16 protein-coding genes, 1 tRNA gene and 1 rRNA gene are annotated in these 16,785 nt (G+C 57.0%); 15 read left to right on the forward strand and 3 right to left on the reverse strand.

The genetic code is table 11. The features are described 5' to 3' along the window. Positions 1-72: 72 nt before the first annotated feature. The gene (gene csrD / locus KOL70_RS22445) at positions 73-2,019 is read right to left on the reverse strand and encodes an RNase E specificity factor CsrD (RefSeq protein WP_058759881.1); all 1,947 of its coding nucleotides are present in this window, start codon (positions 2,017-2,019) and stop codon (positions 73-75) included. Positions 2,020-2,325: 306 nt separating this feature from the next. On the opposite strand from csrD, the gene msrP reads away from it, so the two are divergent. From msrP to KOL70_RS22520, 15 genes are all read left to right on the forward strand, one after another. Further along, a complete protein-coding gene (msrP, locus tag KOL70_RS22450; protein ID WP_021508154.1) occupies positions 2,326-3,330 on the forward strand; it encodes a protein-methionine-sulfoxide reductase catalytic subunit MsrP in 1,005 nt (334 codons plus the stop codon). After that, entirely contained in the window at positions 3,331-3,933 is a 603-nt protein-coding gene (msrQ, locus tag KOL70_RS22455) for a protein-methionine-sulfoxide reductase heme-binding subunit MsrQ (RefSeq protein ID WP_150059494.1), read from the forward strand. Between the two features lie 232 nt (positions 3,934-4,165). Continuing rightward, positions 4,166-4,618: a type II 3-dehydroquinate dehydratase gene (aroQ, locus tag KOL70_RS22460; RefSeq protein ID WP_021508156.1), complete on the forward strand. Its 453-nt coding sequence runs from the start codon at positions 4,166-4,168 to the stop codon at positions 4,616-4,618. 21 nt (positions 4,619-4,639) lie between these two features. Next, positions 4,640-5,107 (forward strand): acetyl-CoA carboxylase biotin carboxyl carrier protein, encoded by a 468-nt coding sequence (gene accB, locus KOL70_RS22465; protein WP_058759883.1) that lies wholly within the window; start codon positions 4,640-4,642, stop codon positions 5,105-5,107. A gap of 11 nt (positions 5,108-5,118) precedes the next feature. Continuing rightward, the gene (gene accC, locus KOL70_RS22470; RefSeq protein ID WP_021508158.1) at positions 5,119-6,468 is read left to right on the forward strand and encodes an acetyl-CoA carboxylase biotin carboxylase subunit; all 1,350 of its coding nucleotides are present in this window, start codon (positions 5,119-5,121) and stop codon (positions 6,466-6,468) included. A 71-nt stretch (positions 6,469-6,539) separates the two neighbouring features. Then, entirely contained in the window at positions 6,540-6,782 is a 243-nt protein-coding gene (locus KOL70_RS22475) for a YhdT family protein (RefSeq protein ID WP_058771470.1), read from the forward strand. Then, entirely contained in the window at positions 6,772-8,217 is a 1,446-nt protein-coding gene (gene panF, locus KOL70_RS22480; protein WP_104093876.1) for a sodium/pantothenate symporter, read from the forward strand. Before KOL70_RS22475 ends, panF begins: the two co-directional genes overlap by 11 nt. Before the next feature lie 12 nt (positions 8,218-8,229). Further along, positions 8,230-9,111: a 50S ribosomal protein L11 methyltransferase gene (gene prmA / locus KOL70_RS22485; protein ID WP_215481619.1), complete on the forward strand. Its 882-nt coding sequence runs from the start codon at positions 8,230-8,232 to the stop codon at positions 9,109-9,111. Positions 9,112-9,306: 195 nt separating this feature from the next. Then, complete coding sequence (locus tag KOL70_RS22490) at positions 9,307-10,035, forward strand: carbonic anhydrase (protein ID WP_215481629.1); 729 nt, start codon at positions 9,307-9,309, stop codon at positions 10,033-10,035. A gap of 308 nt (positions 10,036-10,343) precedes the next feature. Beyond that, the gene (gene dusB / locus KOL70_RS22495) at positions 10,344-11,309 is read left to right on the forward strand and encodes a tRNA dihydrouridine synthase DusB (RefSeq protein WP_040679767.1); all 966 of its coding nucleotides are present in this window, start codon (positions 10,344-10,346) and stop codon (positions 11,307-11,309) included. Positions 11,310-11,333: 24 nt separating this feature from the next. Then, positions 11,334-11,630 carry a DNA-binding transcriptional regulator Fis gene (gene fis / locus KOL70_RS22500; protein WP_003855228.1) on the forward strand — a complete coding sequence of 99 codons (297 nt, stop codon included), beginning with the start codon at positions 11,334-11,336 and terminating at the stop codon, positions 11,628-11,630. 537 nt (positions 11,631-12,167) lie between these two features. After that, a complete protein-coding gene (locus KOL70_RS22505; RefSeq protein WP_058759887.1) occupies positions 12,168-13,193 on the forward strand; it encodes an amino acid ABC transporter substrate-binding protein in 1,026 nt (341 codons plus the stop codon). Between the two features lie 66 nt (positions 13,194-13,259). Beyond that, a complete protein-coding gene (locus KOL70_RS22510; protein ID WP_021508165.1) occupies positions 13,260-14,438 on the forward strand; it encodes an amino acid ABC transporter permease in 1,179 nt (392 codons plus the stop codon). 15 nt (positions 14,439-14,453) lie between these two features. After that, positions 14,454-15,554 (forward strand): amino acid ABC transporter permease, encoded by a 1,101-nt coding sequence (locus KOL70_RS22515; protein WP_058759888.1) that lies wholly within the window; start codon positions 14,454-14,456, stop codon positions 15,552-15,554. 8 nt (positions 15,555-15,562) lie between these two features. Beyond that, entirely contained in the window at positions 15,563-16,324 is a 762-nt protein-coding gene (locus KOL70_RS22520; protein WP_058759889.1) for an amino acid ABC transporter ATP-binding protein, read from the forward strand. A 151-nt stretch (positions 16,325-16,475) separates the two neighbouring features. Here the strand turns inward: KOL70_RS22520 and rrf are convergent. Then, positions 16,476-16,591 (reverse strand): 5S ribosomal RNA (rrf, locus tag KOL70_RS22525). A gap of 33 nt (positions 16,592-16,624) precedes the next feature. Next, positions 16,625-16,700: transfer RNA gene (locus KOL70_RS22530), tRNA-Thr, on the reverse strand. Positions 16,701-16,785 lie beyond the last annotated feature (85 nt).

Raw genomic sequence — 16,785 nt, forward strand, 5'->3', positions numbered from 1 at the left:
GCCGATCGCGCCGGCTGCGCACGGCATAAAGGCGAAAAATAGCCGCCTGCTGCCGTATCTGTGGCTGACGCGCTAAATCCGGTAACGTTGCGAGTGTTTCTTCACATTACTGTTCACCGGCAGCGAAGGGGCAAAAAAGTCGCCCTGGCCGCCCGCGACGCCCAGCCCGGCCAGCGTTTGCCACTCCGCGCGCGTGCGTACACCGGCGGCAAAGACTTTGGTGGGCGTGGATTTACACACTTCCAGCAAACTTTGCACGAACAGCTGATTTTCTGTACGGCGCTCAATGTTGCGAATCAGGCCCGGATCGAGCTTGATCAGCTCAATCGGGAACTGCTTGATGTAAGCGCTACTCACCACCGTTAATCCGGCCTGATCTACCGCAATCCGACAGCCAAACGCGGTCAGCATGCGGAAAACCGGCACTAAACGATTGATGTGTTGACAAACATCCGCCTCAGCAAGTTCAAATAAAAATCGTTTTCTTTGCGATTTACTGCACTGCAGCAGCAATTTTTGCAGCCAGCGCTGGAACGGCCGTTGCAGCAGCGAATCGATATTCACCGGCAGCGCCAGCGTTTCATCCGGCCAGACCTCCGACAGCGCCGCAATACGCATGACCAGCTGGCGATCCCAGCTGTCGGCCATGCCAAGCTGCAGCACCAGCGGCATGAACTCTGCCGACACCACCTCTTTATCGCCGTCGAACACGCGCGCCAGCATTTCACGGTGATGCACTTTGCCGTCCAGCAGCACCGCCGGTTTCTGGTACAGACGCGGGCCGCCGCGGTTCACGGTGTTTTCCAGCAGGGTGCGCCAGCGCACGCTGCCGCGCCCCATCTCCAGCGTATTGCCCTCGCCCACCGACCAGTTGTTGCCGCCCTGCAGCGCCGCCCGGCGCGTGGCCAGTTCGACATTCTCCATCACCTGCGACACCGACTCGCCGCTGCGCCAGGCGCTGATGCCAATGTGGATCAGGTCATCGCGATCCACCATGCGCATCGGCGGCAATGAATCCACCGCGTTGATCAGCTGGTCGGCAATGCTGTTGGCCTCTTTCAAAGTGCGGTGCGGCAGCAGTACGGCAAAGTCGCTGCGGAAATAGCGCGCCAGCAGCGCACCCGGATAGCGCAGCACGAAAGTGGAGAGCATGTTCACCAGGTCGAACAGGTATTCATCGACCAGCGTCGGCCCGAGGGTTTCATGCAGGGTGTCGAGGTCCGGCAGCCGCACCATCATCACCACACCGTGCGTACCAACGTCTTCCTGGTCTTCCAGCAACGTGGCCAGCTGGTTATCGAAAAACAGGCGATTATTCAGGCCGGTACGCGAATCCTGCGCGGCAAAGGTGCGGATTAAGGTGTCGATACGCAGACGCTGCTCACCGGCTTCCTGTAAATCCCCCAGCAGCAGATCGATAGCGCGGCTGGCTTTCGGCGGCCATTCGGCGATGGTATCGCTGCGTGGCGCGCGCTCGCCAGCCAGAATGCGCTCCGCGCGCGCCTCCAGCCGCTCCATATGCTGCCAGCGGCGGTTAAGCCAGCGGTGCGTCATCACCAGCAGCGCCGACATGATCGCCACCACCGTCAGCAGGATAATCAGCGTGTAGGCACCGGTGAACGAGCGGAACCAGGTTTTGGCGGGATCGAGCACCACCACGCGCAGCGCCATGCCCGGCGCGTGCACCAGCGGCACATCCAGTTGAATGAAACGGTTGGGCTCGTCTTCCAGCATCGGATTTTCATGACGCGCGAGGCGGAACAGCACGGTATCATCGTGATGCAGTTCCAGCTGTTCGGCATTGATGACGGGCATCAGGCGCGTCAGCCACTGCGTCAGTTCCTGCGGTGACTGGCTGGCCAGCGCTTTATCGACTTCCGTCGCCAGCGTCTGCACGCGGTTCTCTACGCGCTGCTGCGACAGCCAGATAAAACTAAAAGCGCAGCCTACCAGCATCAGTAACATCGCCAGTAAGCTTAATAAGGTAATAAACGCAGAAAACTTGGTTGTTAATCGCATCCCTGTGCCTGTATCACTGCGGTTTATGAACGCCAGCCCACGGTTCGCGCCAGCCGCGCTGGTGCAAACCTGAGCAAATTATCACAATTACCGATCCAAATCAGCGCCCGCCCGGCGCCGGGTTTCGCCACCCTGCGGCGCGAGTATAACGTCAAAGTGTGAAGCGCTGGCTTCCGGGGCGGCTTTTTCGTCCTATTCTCAACAGAACGCACCGGCCAGGAAATTTCACATTTTGCCAGCGAAAGTGGCGCGCCGGGCAGCGTTTGATCATGCTAGCTGCAGTTAATCGATTTGCCGGAGAACGCCATGAAGCGCACGCACATCCTTACCGAAGCCGATGTTACGCCGGAAAGCATTTTTAATCTGCGCCGCCGCCAGGTGTTGAAAGCGCTGGGGCTAGGCGCTGCCGCGGCCAGTCTGCCCGGCGGCGCACAGGCCGATGTGCTGAGCTGGTTTAAGGGCAATGACAGGCCGCCGGCGCCTGCCGGACGCGATCTGCAGTTCAGTAAACCGGCCCAGTGGCAGGCGGACCTGCCGCTGACGCCGTTTGATAAAGTCGCTGGCTACAACAACTTCTACGAATTTGGTCTCGACAAAGCCGATCCTGCCGCCAATGCCGGCACGCTGAAAACTGACCCGTGGCAATTGCGCATTGAGGGCGAAGTGGCGAAGCCGATGACGCTGGATATGGACGACATCTTCAAACGTTTCGCCATGGAGCAGCGTATCTATCGCATGCGCTGCGTTGAAGCCTGGTCGATGGTGATTCCCTGGGTAGGCTTTGAACTCAACAAGCTGCTGAAGCTGGCTGAACCCACCAGCAATGCCCGCTATGTCGCCTTCCAGACGCTATACGCGCCCGATCAGATGCCGGGACAAAAGGACCGCTTTATCGGCGGTGGGCTGGATTATCCCTATGTTGAAGGCTTACGGCTGGACGAAGCGATGCATCCGCTGACGCTGCTCAGCACCGGCGTTTACGGCAAAGCGCTGCCGCCGCAAAACGGCGCGCCGATTCGCCTGACGGTGCCGTGGAAATATGGCTTTAAAGGGATTAAGTCGATCGTCAAAATTACCCTGACGCACGATCGTCCGCCCACCACCTGGAGCCAGATTGCCGCCAACGAGTATGGCTTCTACGCTAACGTGAATCCGCACGTCAACCACCCGCGCTGGTCGCAGGCCACTGAGCGCTTTATCGGTGCGGGCGGCATTCTCAAGGTGGAACGCCAGCCGACGCTGCTGTTCAACGGTTATGCTAAAGAGGTGGCCTCGCTGTATCGCGGTCTCGATTTACGGGAGAACTACTGAGTGCGCCTGACATTACGCCACGTTACGCTGCTGAAAGTGGTGCTGCATCTGGCGGCGTTTGTGCCGCTGGTGTACCTGTTTCTGGCGGCAAATCAGGGCTGGCTGAGCGCCGATCCGGCGAAAGATATCCAGCATTTTACCGGCCGCATGGCGCTGAAGCTGCTGCTGGCGACGCTGCTGGTGAGCCCGCTGACGCGTTATCTGAAGCAGCCGCTGTTGATTCGTACCCGCCGGCTGCTCGGCCTGTGGTGCTTTGCCTGGGCCTGTCTGCATCTCACCAGCTACTATCTGCTGGAACTGGGTTACGATCATCTGCGATTACTCGGCAGTGAGATTGTCTCGCGCCCCTATTTGTTACTGGGCATGATCAGCTGGATTATTCTGTTTGCTCTCGCCATCACCTCTTTTCAGCGCGCCCAACGCAAACTGGGACGCCGCTGGCAAACGCTACACAACGGCATCTATCTGGTCGCGATCCTCGCGCCTGTCCACTATCTTTGGTCAGTGAAAGTGCTGTCACCGCAGCCGTGGATTTATGCGCTACTGGCGCTGGCGCTGTTAGGCTGGCGTTACAATAAGTTGCGTAAACTTCTGCGCCGATAATTCCCGCAAGGTTGTTTTCCTGCTGCGAGATCTGTTAAAAGGTGTGGCCTTCGGGCCTCGCCGGATCAACTTCGCAGATAAGACCAGTATTTTGCTGCGAATTGCCTCGAAACGGATATAATGCCCGGCTTTATTGCAAGCGAAGTCTTCTTTTTCACTCTGAAGAGTGACAAATGAAGGATGTCGCGGTATTTTACGCGATGCCTCACTGATTGCAGGAGATAGCCGCAAGATGGCGCATAAATTTCACATACTGCTGTTAAACGGACCCAACCTGAACCTGTTGGGAACGCGCGAGCCTGACAAGTATGGTCACACGACGCTGGCGCAGATTGTCAGCGATCTGACGCAACAGGCCGACCAGCACCATGTGAAATTGAGTCATTTGCAATCGAATGCGGAATACCAGCTGATTGATCGTATTCACGAAGCCCGCGGCAACGTCGATTACATCATCATCAACCCGGCTGCGTTTACGCACACCAGCGTTGCCCTGCGCGATGCGCTGTTGGCGGTTAGCATTCCTTTTATTGAGGTGCATCTCTCTAATGTGCATGCACGCGAACCGTTCCGACATCACTCCTATCTTTCCGATGTATCTGCCGGCGTCATCTGCGGACTGGGCGCCGACGGCTACTCGTGGGCTTTACAAACGGCCGTAAAACGCCTGTCACATTCCAATTAAACAGAGTACGGAACCACACTCATGGATATTCGTAAAATTAAGAAACTGATCGAACTGGTTGAAGAGTCCGGCATCGCTGAGCTGGAAATCTCTGAAGGCGAAGAGTCGGTTCGCATCAGCCGTTCACCTGCCAATGTCGGTTACCCTATGATGCAGCAGGCTTATGCTGTTCCGGCTCCACAGCCTGCGCTGGCTGCTGCGGTTGCACCTGCTGCTGCGCCTGTCGCTGCAGAAGCGGCCAAACCTGAAGTCAGCGGCCACATCGTGCGTTCGCCGATGGTCGGTACCTTCTATCGCACCCCAAGCCCGGACGCTAAAGCGTTTGTGGAAGTGGGTCAGAAAGTGAACGCTGGCGACACCCTGTGCATCGTTGAAGCGATGAAAATGATGAACCAGATCGAAGCCGATAAATCCGGCGTTGTGAAGGCGATCCTGGTGGAAAGCGGCCAGCCGGTTGAATTCGACGAGCCGCTGGTCGTCATCGAATAACGAGGCGAAGCATGCTGGATAAAATTGTCATTGCTAACCGTGGTGAGATTGCGCTGCGCATTCTGCGTGCCTGTAAAGAACTGGGCATCAAGACTGTGGCGGTGCACTCCACGGCAGACCGCGATCTGAAGCACGTGCTGCTGGCGGACGAAACCGTCTGCATCGGCCCGGCGCAGTCGGTCAAAAGTTATCTTAATATCCCGGCGCTGATCTCCGCCGCCGAAATCACCGGCGCGGTTGCGATCCACCCGGGCTACGGCTTCCTTTCTGAGAACGCCGATTTCGCCGAGCAGGTTGAGCGCTCTGGCTTTATCTTTATCGGTCCGAAAGCCGACACCATTCGCCTGATGGGCGACAAAGTGTCAGCGATCAACGCGATGAAAAAAGCCGGCGTACCGACCGTACCAGGCTCTGACGGTTCGCTGACCGACGACATGGAGAAAAACCGTGCCATCGCTAAGCGCATCGGCTATCCGGTGATCATCAAAGCCTCTGGCGGCGGCGGCGGTCGCGGTATGCGCGTTGTGCGCAGCGACAAGGATCTTGAGCAGTCCATCAACATGACGAAAGCGGAAGCCAAAGCGGCTTTCAACAACGACATGGTGTACATGGAGAAATTCCTCGAGAATCCACGCCACATCGAGATTCAGGTTCTGGCCGACGGTCAGGGCAACGCCATCTATCTGGCCGAGCGTGACTGCTCCATGCAGCGCCGCCACCAGAAAGTGGTCGAAGAAGCACCAGCACCGGGCATCACGCCGGAACTGCGTCGCTACATCGGCGAGCGCTGCTCTAACGCCTGCGTGGAGATCGGCTATCGCGGTGCCGGTACGTTCGAGTTCCTGTATGAAAACGGTGAATTCTACTTCATCGAGATGAACACCCGTATTCAGGTGGAACATCCGGTCACCGAGATGATCACTGGCGTCGACCTGATCAAAGAGCAGCTGCGTATTGCTGCCGGTCAGCCGCTGTCCATCAAACAGGAAGATGTGGTGGTGCGCGGCCATGCGGTCGAGTGCCGTATCAACGCCGAAGACCCAAACACCTTCCTGCCGAGCCCGGGCAAGATCACCCGTTTCCACGCGCCAGGCGGTTTTGGCGTGCGCTGGGAATCGCACATCTATGCCGGCTACAGCGTGCCGCCGTATTACGACTCAATGATTGGTAAGCTGATTACCTACGGCGAAAACCGTGACGTGGCTATTGCGCGCATGAAAAATGCGCTGGCAGAACTGATCATCGACGGCATCAAGACTAACGTCGATCTGCAGATGCGCATCATGACCGACGAAAACTTCCAGCAGGGTGGTACTAACATCCACTATCTGGAGAAAAAACTCGGCCTGCACGAGAAGTAAGCGCAGCGCAGAGCAATGCAGAGGCCGGTTAAACCGGCCTTTTTCATTTTTGTTGCCTTTGAGGTTGCATGATGGATGGGCGTTTTTTGCAAGCTAACAAAGAGGCGCGCTGGTCGCTGTACCTGACGCTGGCGTACCTCGCCGTCTGGGGCGTGTCCGCATGGCTCGGCGGCACACAAAGCGGTTTCACCGGTTTACCGCGCTGGTTTGAGTTCTCCTGCGTGTTCGCCCCGCTGCTGTTCATCGGCCTGTGCTGGCTGATGGTGCGCGTGGTGTTCCGCGATATGTCTCTGGAGGACCACGATGGAAACTGAAATCATTCTGCCACTGCTGGCCTATCTGGTGCTGATTGCCGGGCTGTCGGTGTTTGCCATGCGCAAACAGCGCCACGGCAACTTCCTGAGTGAGTATTTCCTCGGCAGTCGCTCGATGGGCGGTTTTGTGCTGGCGATGACCATCACCACCACTTACATCAGCGCCAGCTCATTTATTGGCGGGCCGGGCGCGGCGTATAAATACGGGCTGGGCTGGGTACTGCTGGCGATGATTCAGGTGCCGGCGGTCTGGCTGTCGCTCGGCGTGCTGGGCAAAAAATTCGCGATTCTGGCACGACGCTACAACGCGGTGACGCTCAACGACATGCTATATGGCCGCTACCGCAGCCCGCTGCTCATCTGGCTGGCCAGTATCAGCCTGCTGGTGGCGTTTATTGGTGCCATGACGGTACAGTTCATCGGCGGCGCGCGCCTGCTGGAGACGGCCGCCGGTATTCCTTATGACACCGGGCTGCTGATTTTTGGCGGCACCATCGCGCTGTATACCGCGTTCGGCGGCTTTCGCGCCAGCGTGCTCAACGATGCCATGCAAGGGCTGGTGATGCTGATTGGCACCTTCCTGCTGCTGTTTGCCGTCATCCACCAGGCGGGCGGTCTGGCAACGGCGGTCACCAAACTGCGCAGCATCGATCCGCAGCTGGTGTCACCGGAAGGCGTCGGCAACGTCATCAATCCAACCTTCCTCAGTTCGTTTGCCGTGCTGGTGTGCTTTGGCGTGATTGGGCTGCCACATACCGCCGTGCGCTGCATCTCCTACAAAGACAGCAAAGCGATGCATCGCGGTATCATTCTCGGCACTATCGTGGTGGTGATACTAATGCTCGGCATGCATCTGGCCGGCGCACTTGGTCGCGCGGTATTGCCGGATCTGGCGATTCCGGATCGCGTGATCCCGACGCTGATGATCACCGTGCTGCCACCGATGGCGGCTGGCGTGTTCCTCGCGGCGCCAATGGCGGCGATCATGTCGACGATTAACGCGCAGCTGCTGCAATCGTCCGCTACGCTGATCAAAGATCTTTACCTGCGTATCGCGCCGCAGCACAGCGAGAACGAGGCGCGTTTGCGGCTGCTCTCCGGCACCATCACCTTTGTGCTCGGCCTGCTGCTGCTGCTGGCGGCCTGGAATCCGCCAGATATGATTATCTGGCTCAACCTGCTGGCGTTCGGTGGCCTTGAAGCGGTCTTTCTGTGGCCGCTGGTGCTGGGACTGTACTGGGAGCGCGCCAATGCGGCGGGCGCCATCAGTGGCATGGTGGTGGGAGCCGGATGCTATACGCTACTTGCCAGCCTGAAAATCGAACTGTGGGGCTTTCACCCTATCGTGCCATCGTTGACATTAAGCCTGCTGGCCTTCCTGGTGGGTAATCTGTTCGGCAGCGCGCCTGACGCACGCGATGCTGCCCTGGAATAAAAGAGAAACGCTATGCCATGGATTCAAATCAAAATTAACAGCACCGGCGAGCACGCCGAAACCCTCAGTGATGCGCTGATGGACGCCGGTGCGGTGTCGGTCACCTTTCAGGACACGCACGACAACCCGGTGTATGAGCCGCTGCCCGGTGAAACCCGCCTGTGGGGCGATACCGATGTGATTGGCCTGTTCGACGCGGAAACCGCCATGGACGACGTAGTGGCTGAACTGAGCCAGCATCCGCTGCTGGGATCGGGTTTCCGCCATAAGATCGAACAGATCGAGGATAAAGACTGGGAGCGCGAATGGATGGATAACTTCCATCCGATGCGCTTCGGTGAACGCCTGTGGATCTGCCCCAGCTGGCGCGACGTGCCGGATCCGGATGCGGTTAACGTGATGCTTGATCCCGGTCTGGCCTTTGGTACCGGCACCCATCCCACCACGTCGCTGTGTCTGAGCTGGCTGGATGGACTCGATCTGCAGGGCAAAACGGTGATCGATTTCGGCTGTGGCTCCGGCATTCTGGCCATCGCCGCACTGAAACTCGGTGCAGCCCAGGCGATCGGCATTGATATTGATCCGCAGGCGATCCAGGCCAGCCGCGATAACGCGGAGCGCAACGGCGTGGCCGACCTCCTGTCGCTGTATCTGCCACACCAGCAGCCGGAAAACCTGCAGGCGGATGTGGTGGTCGCCAATATCCTCGCCGGTCCGCTGCGCGAACTGGCGCCGCTGATTGGCGTGCTGCCGAAAGCCGGCGGCCATCTCGGCCTGTCCGGCGTGCTGGCCAGCCAGGCGGAAAGCGTGTGTGAAGCCTATGCGGAGCGCTTTGCGCTGGACGCCGTGGCGGAAAAAGAAGAGTGGTGTCGCATCACTGGCGTGCGCCGCTAACCGACGCATGGGCCAGCGACTGCTGGCCCGATTTTGCCCGCCTGAGACCTGTCTCAAATCCCCGCCAGCCCCGTTTTCCTGCCGTTTCTTTACATTGAAATCAGTAGACTGCTGCACCAGGCGATAGCGCTATCCCTGTTAACCGTGCCGTGCGCGGCACATAACATTGATATATCGCTTAGTGAATAAATGATGATGAAAAGCAAACACACACTGATCGCTCTGCTGCTGGCAGCAGCGCCTTTTGCTCACGTTCAGGCTGCCGCCTGGGATTATGCTCAGCCACAGCAGTGGGGGGACCTGTCCCCTGATTTTCACGTCTGCAAGCAGGGCGTGAATCAGTCGCCGATTGATATTCGCCAGGCGCTGCATGCCAGTCTGCCGGCGCTGACGCTGGAACTGCAGGCGCGCCAGGCCGCCATTGTCAACAACGGCCACACCGTGCAGATCAACCTGCAGCAGGGTGATACGCTGACGCTGGACGGCGAGACCTTCACGCTGAAGCAGTTCCACTTCCATACCCCGAGCGAAAACCTGATCGACGGCAAACGCTATCCGCTTGAGGGCCACTTTGTATTCAGTGACGAGCAGCAGCAGCTGGCGGTGATCGGGGGGATGTTCGAAGCCGGTGCGGCAAATCCGGTGCTGACGACGCTGCTGGATACGCTGCCGGCGCAGGTCAATCAGCCGGCTACGCTGCAGCAGGATGTCGATATTACGCCACTGCTGCCGACCGATCGCCGTTACTACCGCTTCAGCGGTTCACTCACCACGCCACCGTGCAGTGAAGGCGTGCGCTGGCTGGTGATGAAGCAACCGGTAACGGCTTCCGCACAGCAGTTGCAGGCCTTCAGCGCGGTGCTGGGTGAACACGGTAACAGCCGCCCGGTGCAGCCGCTCAATGGCCGGCTGGTGGTTGAGTAACGAAATACTCACCAAACGTAAATAAAGCGTTCACTTTTCAATCAAATCACCGCCATTTCTCTTGCCGATTCGCGGAAGTGGCGGTTTTTATGTTGTGATTCAGCGCATATTTTTGGAAAAACTTTTGCTCACAATTTCAGCGTATTTTTGTAATACACTGAATTTAAACAAGTAATGATCAATACCCCGCTGCTAAGCCCCATTTCCCTGATCTTAAACGGCGAATTGTTCAAAGTTTGGCCTTTCATCTTCCGGAAAAAATGCGTAATATACGCCGCCTTGCGAACAGTTAGGGTCACTTCTTTTTCATGCGCATTGGACATCACCAGCTACGTAATCGACTCATCGCTGCGCCTATGGCCGGAGTATCCGACAAGCCATTTCGCACCCTGTGTTATGACAACGGCGCCGGTATGACTGTCTCCGAGATGCTGTCATCGAACCCGGAAGTCTGGGCCAGTGACAAATCGCGTTTGCGTATGGTGCATAGTGACGAGCCCGGTATTCGCGCCGTGCAAATTGCAGGTTGCGATCCCGATGAGATGGCCGCCGCCGCGCGCATTAATGTTGCGTCCGGTGCACAGGTTATCGACATCAACATGGGCTGCCCGGCTAAAAAAGTGAATCGTAAGATGGCAGGTTCAGCGCTGCTGCAGCATCCGCAGCTGGTGGAGTCAATCCTCCGTGCGGTGGTGAACGCAGTCGATGTACCGGTTACGCTGAAGATTCGCACCGGCTGGGACAAAGAAAATCGTAATTGTGTAGAGATTGCCCAATTGGCTGAACGCTGTGGTATTCAGGCCCTGACCATTCATGGCCGCACGCGCGCCTGTTTGTTTGAAGGGCAAGCTGAATACGACAGCATTCGGACAGTTAAGCAGAGCGTCGCTATTCCGATTATCGCGAATGGTGACATTACTGACCCGCACAAAGCCAGGGCAGTGCTCGACTACACCGGAGCCGATGCTCTGATGGTGGGACGCGCTGCTCAGGGAAGACCGTGGATCTTCCGGGAAATCCAGCATTATCTGGACACAGGGGAGCTGCTGGCACCGAAGCCGCTGGCTGAAGTGAAGCATATGCTGATTGGACACATACGGGAGCTGCACGACTTTTACGGTCAGCGCAAGGGATACCGTATTGCCCGAAAACACGTTTCCTGGTATTTGCAGGAAAGTGCCCCTGACGACCAGTTTCGGCGCACATTCAACGCCATAGAGGATGCCAGCGAACAGCTGGAGGCGTTGGAGGCATACTTCGAAAATCTTGCGTAAACGAAATAAAGAGCTGAAAGAACTATGTTCGAACAACGCGTAAATTCTGACGTACTGACCGTTTCTACCGTTAACTCACAGGATCAGGTGACGCAAAAGCCTCTGCGTGATTCGGTTAAACAGGCACTGAAGAACTATTTTGCTCAACTGAACGGTCAGGATGTAAGTGACCTGTATGAGCTGGTACTGGCTGAAGTCGAGCAGCCTCTGTTGGACATGGTGATGCAGTATACCCGTGGCAACCAGACCCGCGCTGCCCTGATGATGGGCATCAACCGCGGTACGCTGCGTAAGAAGCTGAAAAAATACGGCATGAACTAAGCGTTCTGGTTCCTTGCTGCGATAACGCCAGCCTTTGGGCTGGCGTTTTTGTTTGTATTTCCCGCCTGTTAACACCGCGTGAAACGATTATCGTCAAAATGGTAACGATAGTTGCAATCGCCGGCGTGATAGCTCATCTCTCTCAGGGCCGCTGCCCTGCCCTGTTTTTGCGCAGAAAAAATCCTTCTGATCGCCCCTCAACCCGCTTTGTTTGTGATCCTGAACCGCTTCAGCGGTAATTCCACTTTGCCGTACACCTGTTCATGAGCGTTAGCTCACACTGCTTCCATATAGTGAAACTTTTTGCACTATTTGTGATCGTGGCGACTCGTCATGCTGCCTTTTGGTGCGCGATAGTAGCGACAACTTTCCGGATACGTCCGTTTATTAAAAGATCTTTCCAGTGAATTCAGGATTCTGCAAACCTGGCATCAGCTTTGCAGTGTCGTGGATGGCTAAACGCCACAGAAAGAAATAAGCGCACAGTAAAGTGCGCGCAAACATAACAACACACGATCTCGCCACACAGGATGCTTTATGAAAAAGATGATGCTTTCCACCCTGATTGCTGCCGCCTCGCTGTTCGCCGTGACCCAGCAGGCGCACGCAGGCACCACGCTGGACGCCATTAAGAAGAAAGGGTTTATACAGTGCGGTATCAGCGATGGTCTGCCAGGGTTCTCTTACGCTGACGCCAGCGGCAAATTCACCGGTATCGATGTTGACGTGTGCCGCGCCGCTGCTGCTGCGGTCTTCGGCGATGCCAGCAAAGTAAAATACACCCCGCTGACCGCTAAAGAACGCTTCACTGCGCTGCAGTCAGGCGAGGTGGATATCCTGTCGCGTAACACCACCTGGACCTCATCACGTGATGGCGGCATGGGCTTCCTGTTCGCCGGCGTAAACTATTATGACGGCATCGGCTTCCTGACCCATAAGAAAGCCGGTCTGAAAAGCGCCAAAGAGCTGGATGGTGCCACCGTGTGTATCCAGGCCGGTACCGATACCGAGCTGAACGTGGCCGACTACTTTAAAGCTAACAAAATGCAGTACACGCCGGTCACCTTCGACCGCTCTGATGAGTCCGCTAAAGCGCTGGATAGCGGCCGCTGCGATACCCTCTCTTCTGACCAGTCACAGCTGTATGCGCTGCGCATCAAGCTGGGCAAGCCGGATGACTTTATCGTACTGCCAGAAGTGATTTCGAAAGAGCCGCTGGGCCCGGTCGTGCGTCGCGGTGATGATGACTGGTTCACCATCGTGAAATGGTCGCTGTTCGCCATGCTGAATGCGGAAGAGATGGGCATCAGCTCGAAGAACGTTGATGAGATGGCGGCGAAGCCAACCACGCCAGATATGGCACACCTGCTGGGCGCAGAGGGTGATTTCGGTAAAGACCTGAAGCTCGACAACAAGTGGGCGTACAACATCATCAAGCAGGTTGGTAACTATCAGGAAGTGTTTGATCGTAACGTTGGTAAAGACAGCGCGCTGAAAATTGCACGCGGCCAGAATGCGCTCTGGAACCAGGGCGGCATCCAGTACGCTCCACCAGTGCGTTAATTGTCTCCTGCCAGTCGGGCACCGCATCCTGCGGTGCCCACGCGTATTCTTCACTGAGGTTTTAACATGTCGCAACGCCCAACCGTGAAAAGGGATTTTTCGTTCGGTAATCCTACGGTTCGCGCCTGGCTTTACCAGATTGTCGCGATTGTGGCGGTGTTTGCTGTGGTGGGTTATCTGATCCACAACACGGTGATCAACCTTGCCAATCGCGGTATCACCTCCGGCTTTGGCTTTCTTGAGCGCAACGCCGGTTTCGGCATCGTCCAGCATCTGATCGATTACAGCGAAGGCGATACCTACGCGCGCGTGTTTATGGTCGGGTTAACCAACACCCTGCTGGTCTCCGCGCTCTGTATTGTCTTCGCCTCCATCCTCGGCTTCGCCATCGGTCTGGCGCGCCTGTCGGATAACTGGCTGCTGCGCAAGCTGTCGACGATTTATATCGAGACGTTCCGTAATATCCCGCCGCTGCTGCAAATCTTCTTCTGGTACTTTGCCGTGCTGCGCAATCTGCCGGGCCCGCGTCAGGCGCTGAACGCGTTCGATCTGGCTTTTGTCAGCAACCGCGGTCTGTATATACCGTGGCCGGAGTATGCGCCCGGCACCTGGCCATTCCTGATCGCGCTGGCGATTGCCATCGCCGCCAGCGCCGCGCTGTTCCGCTTCAACCGCAAGCATCAGCTGAAAACCGGTCAGCTGCGCCGCACCTGGCCCGCTGCGGCCGGTTTAATTGTGCTGCTGCCGCTGATCGCCCATACGCTGTTTGGTGCCGCCACGCACTGGGATGTGCCCGAGCTGCGCGGTTTCAACTTCCGCGGTGGCTTTGCCATGATTCCGGAACTGGCAGCGCTTACGCTGGCACTGTCGATCTACACCTCTTCCTTTATTGCTGAGGTGATTCGCGCCGGGATTCAGTCAGTACCGCATGGTCAGAGCGAAGCGGCACGTTCGCTCGGGCTGCCCAACCCGGTTACGCTGCGTCAGGTGATCATTCCGCAGGCGATGCGCGTGATTATCCCGCCGCTCACCAGCCAGTACCTTAACATCGTAAAAAACTCCTCGCTGGCGGCCGCGATCGGCTATCCGGATATGGTGTCGCTGTTTGCCGGCACCGTACTGAACCAGACCGGCCAGGCAATTGAAACCATTGCCATCACCATGGCGGTTTATCTGATTATCAGTCTGCTCATTTCGCTGCTGATGAACCTCTATAACCGCAAAATTGCGCTGGTTGAGCGTTAAGAGAACGGAACCATTATGTCTGTGACCACACACGAAACGCCGCCGGTGTCGGGCAATCCACTGGGTAAAGCCTGGCTCTGGGCGCGTAAAAACCTGTTCTCCAGCTGGCTGAATACGCTGCTCACGTTACTCAGCCTGTGGATTATCTGGAGCGTTATCCCGCCGGCGCTGAACTGGTTGATCTTCCAGGCTAACTGGATTGGCGAAACCCGTGCGGACTGTACGAAAGCGGGCGCCTGCTGGGTCTTTATCCACGCGCGCTTTGGCCAGTTCATGTACGGGCTCTATCCGCATGAGCTGCGCTGGCGCATCAATCTGGCGCTGGTGATTGGCCTGCTGTCGATTGTGCCGATGTTTATCAAATCCATGCCGCGCCGCGGCCGCTATATCGCCTGCTGGGCGGTGATCTATCCGGTCGTCGTCTGGCTGCTGCTGTATGGCGGCTATTTCGGGCTGGACCGCGTTGAAACGCGCCAGTGGGGCGGCCTGACGCTGACGCTGATTATCGCATCTGTCGGCATTGCCGGGGCGCTGCCGCTCGGCATTCTGCTGGCGCTGGGTCGTCGCTCTAAAATGCCGGTGGTGCGCACCCTGTCGGTGATTTTCATTGAGTTCTGGCGTGGCGTACCGCTGATTACCGTGCTGTTCATGTCTTCAGTGATGCTGCCGCTGTTTATGGCGGAAGGCACCACGATAGACAAACTGGTGCGTGCGCTGGTTGGCGTGATCCTGTTCCAGTCGGCGTATGTCGCCGAAGTGGTACGTGGCGGGCTGCAGGCCCTGCCTAAAGGCCAGTACGAAGCGGCAGAGTCGCTGGCGCTCGGCTACTGGAAAACCCAGGCGCTGGTGATTTTACCGCAGGCGCTCAAGCTGACCATTCCCGGTCTGGTGAACACCATCATCGCGCTGTTTAAAGATACCAGCCTGGTGATCATCATCGGCCTGTTCGATCTGTTCAGTAGCGTGCAGCAGGCAACCGTCGACCCTACATGGCTGGGTATGTCGACCGAAGGCTATGTCTTCGCTGCACTGGTTTACTGGATTTTCTGTTTTAGCATGTCGCGCTATAGCCAGTATCTGGAGAAGCGCTTCCACACCGGGCGTAAATCGCACTGAGGTTTTACATGACACAAACAATGACAACGGCGGCTAACGCCATGATGATTACGCTCGAAAACGTGAACAAATGGTACGGTCAATTCCACGTGCTGAAAGATATCAACCTGCAGGTGAAACCGCGCGAGCGTATCGTGCTGTGCGGCCCTTCGGGTTCCGGTAAATCTACTACCATTCGCTGCATCAACCATCTGGAAGAGCATCAGCAGGGACGGATTGTCGTGGATGGTATTCACCTGAATGATGATGTACGCAATATTGAACGCGTGCGCACTGAAGTCGGCATGGTATTTCAGCACTTTAATCTTTTCCCGCATCTGACCGTTCTGCAGAACTGCACGCTGGCACCGATGTGGGTACGCAAGATGCCAAAGAAAGAGGCCGAAGAGCTGGCGATGCACTATCTGCAGCGCGTGCGCATTGCTGAGCATGCCCATAAGTTTCCCGGGCAGCTCTCTGGCGGACAGCAGCAGCGCGTGGCCATCGCCCGTTCGCTGTGTATGAAGCCGAAGATTATGTTATTCGATGAGCCCACCTCCGCGCTCGATCCTGAGATGGTTAAAGAGGTGCTGGATACCATGATCGGTCTGGCAGAAGACGGAATGACGATGCTGTGTGTGACGCATGAGATGGGCTTTGCGCGTACAGTTGCCGATCGGGTGATCTTTATGGATCGCGGTGAAATCGTGGAGATGGCGCCGCCGGAGGAGTTCTTTGCGAATCCGAAATCCGAGCGGACCCGGGCGTTTCTGTCGCAGGTTATCCACTAAGCGAACACAATTCGCCGCATCATTCAGCCCTTGCCAGCATGGCAGGGGCTTTTTTATGCCTGTGGATTTTATTGAGCGTTTTTATTGAGATAAAGGTCATCGCGGAAAACAAAAAAGCCCTGAACAAATGTTCAGGGCTTTCGTGTTTGATGCCTGGCAGTTCCCTACTCTCGCATGGGGAGGCCCCACACTACCATCGGCGCTACGGCGTTTCACTTCTGAGTTCGGCATGGGGTCAGGTGGGACCACCGCGCTGTTGCCGCCAGGCAAATTCTTTTTAAACCGAACTCATGCCATAACTGGTGCTGATACCCAGAGTCGAACTGGGGACCTCACCCTTACCAAGGGTGCGCTCTACCAACTGAGCCATATCAGCACACTAAATTTGATGCCTGGCAGTTCCCTACTCTCGCATGGGGAGGCCCCACACTACCATCGGCGCTACGGCGTTTCACTTCTGA

This window comes from Pantoea sp. B270, assembly GCF_018726825.1.
Lineage (GTDB): Bacteria > Pseudomonadota > Gammaproteobacteria > Enterobacterales > Enterobacteriaceae > Pantoea > Pantoea dispersa.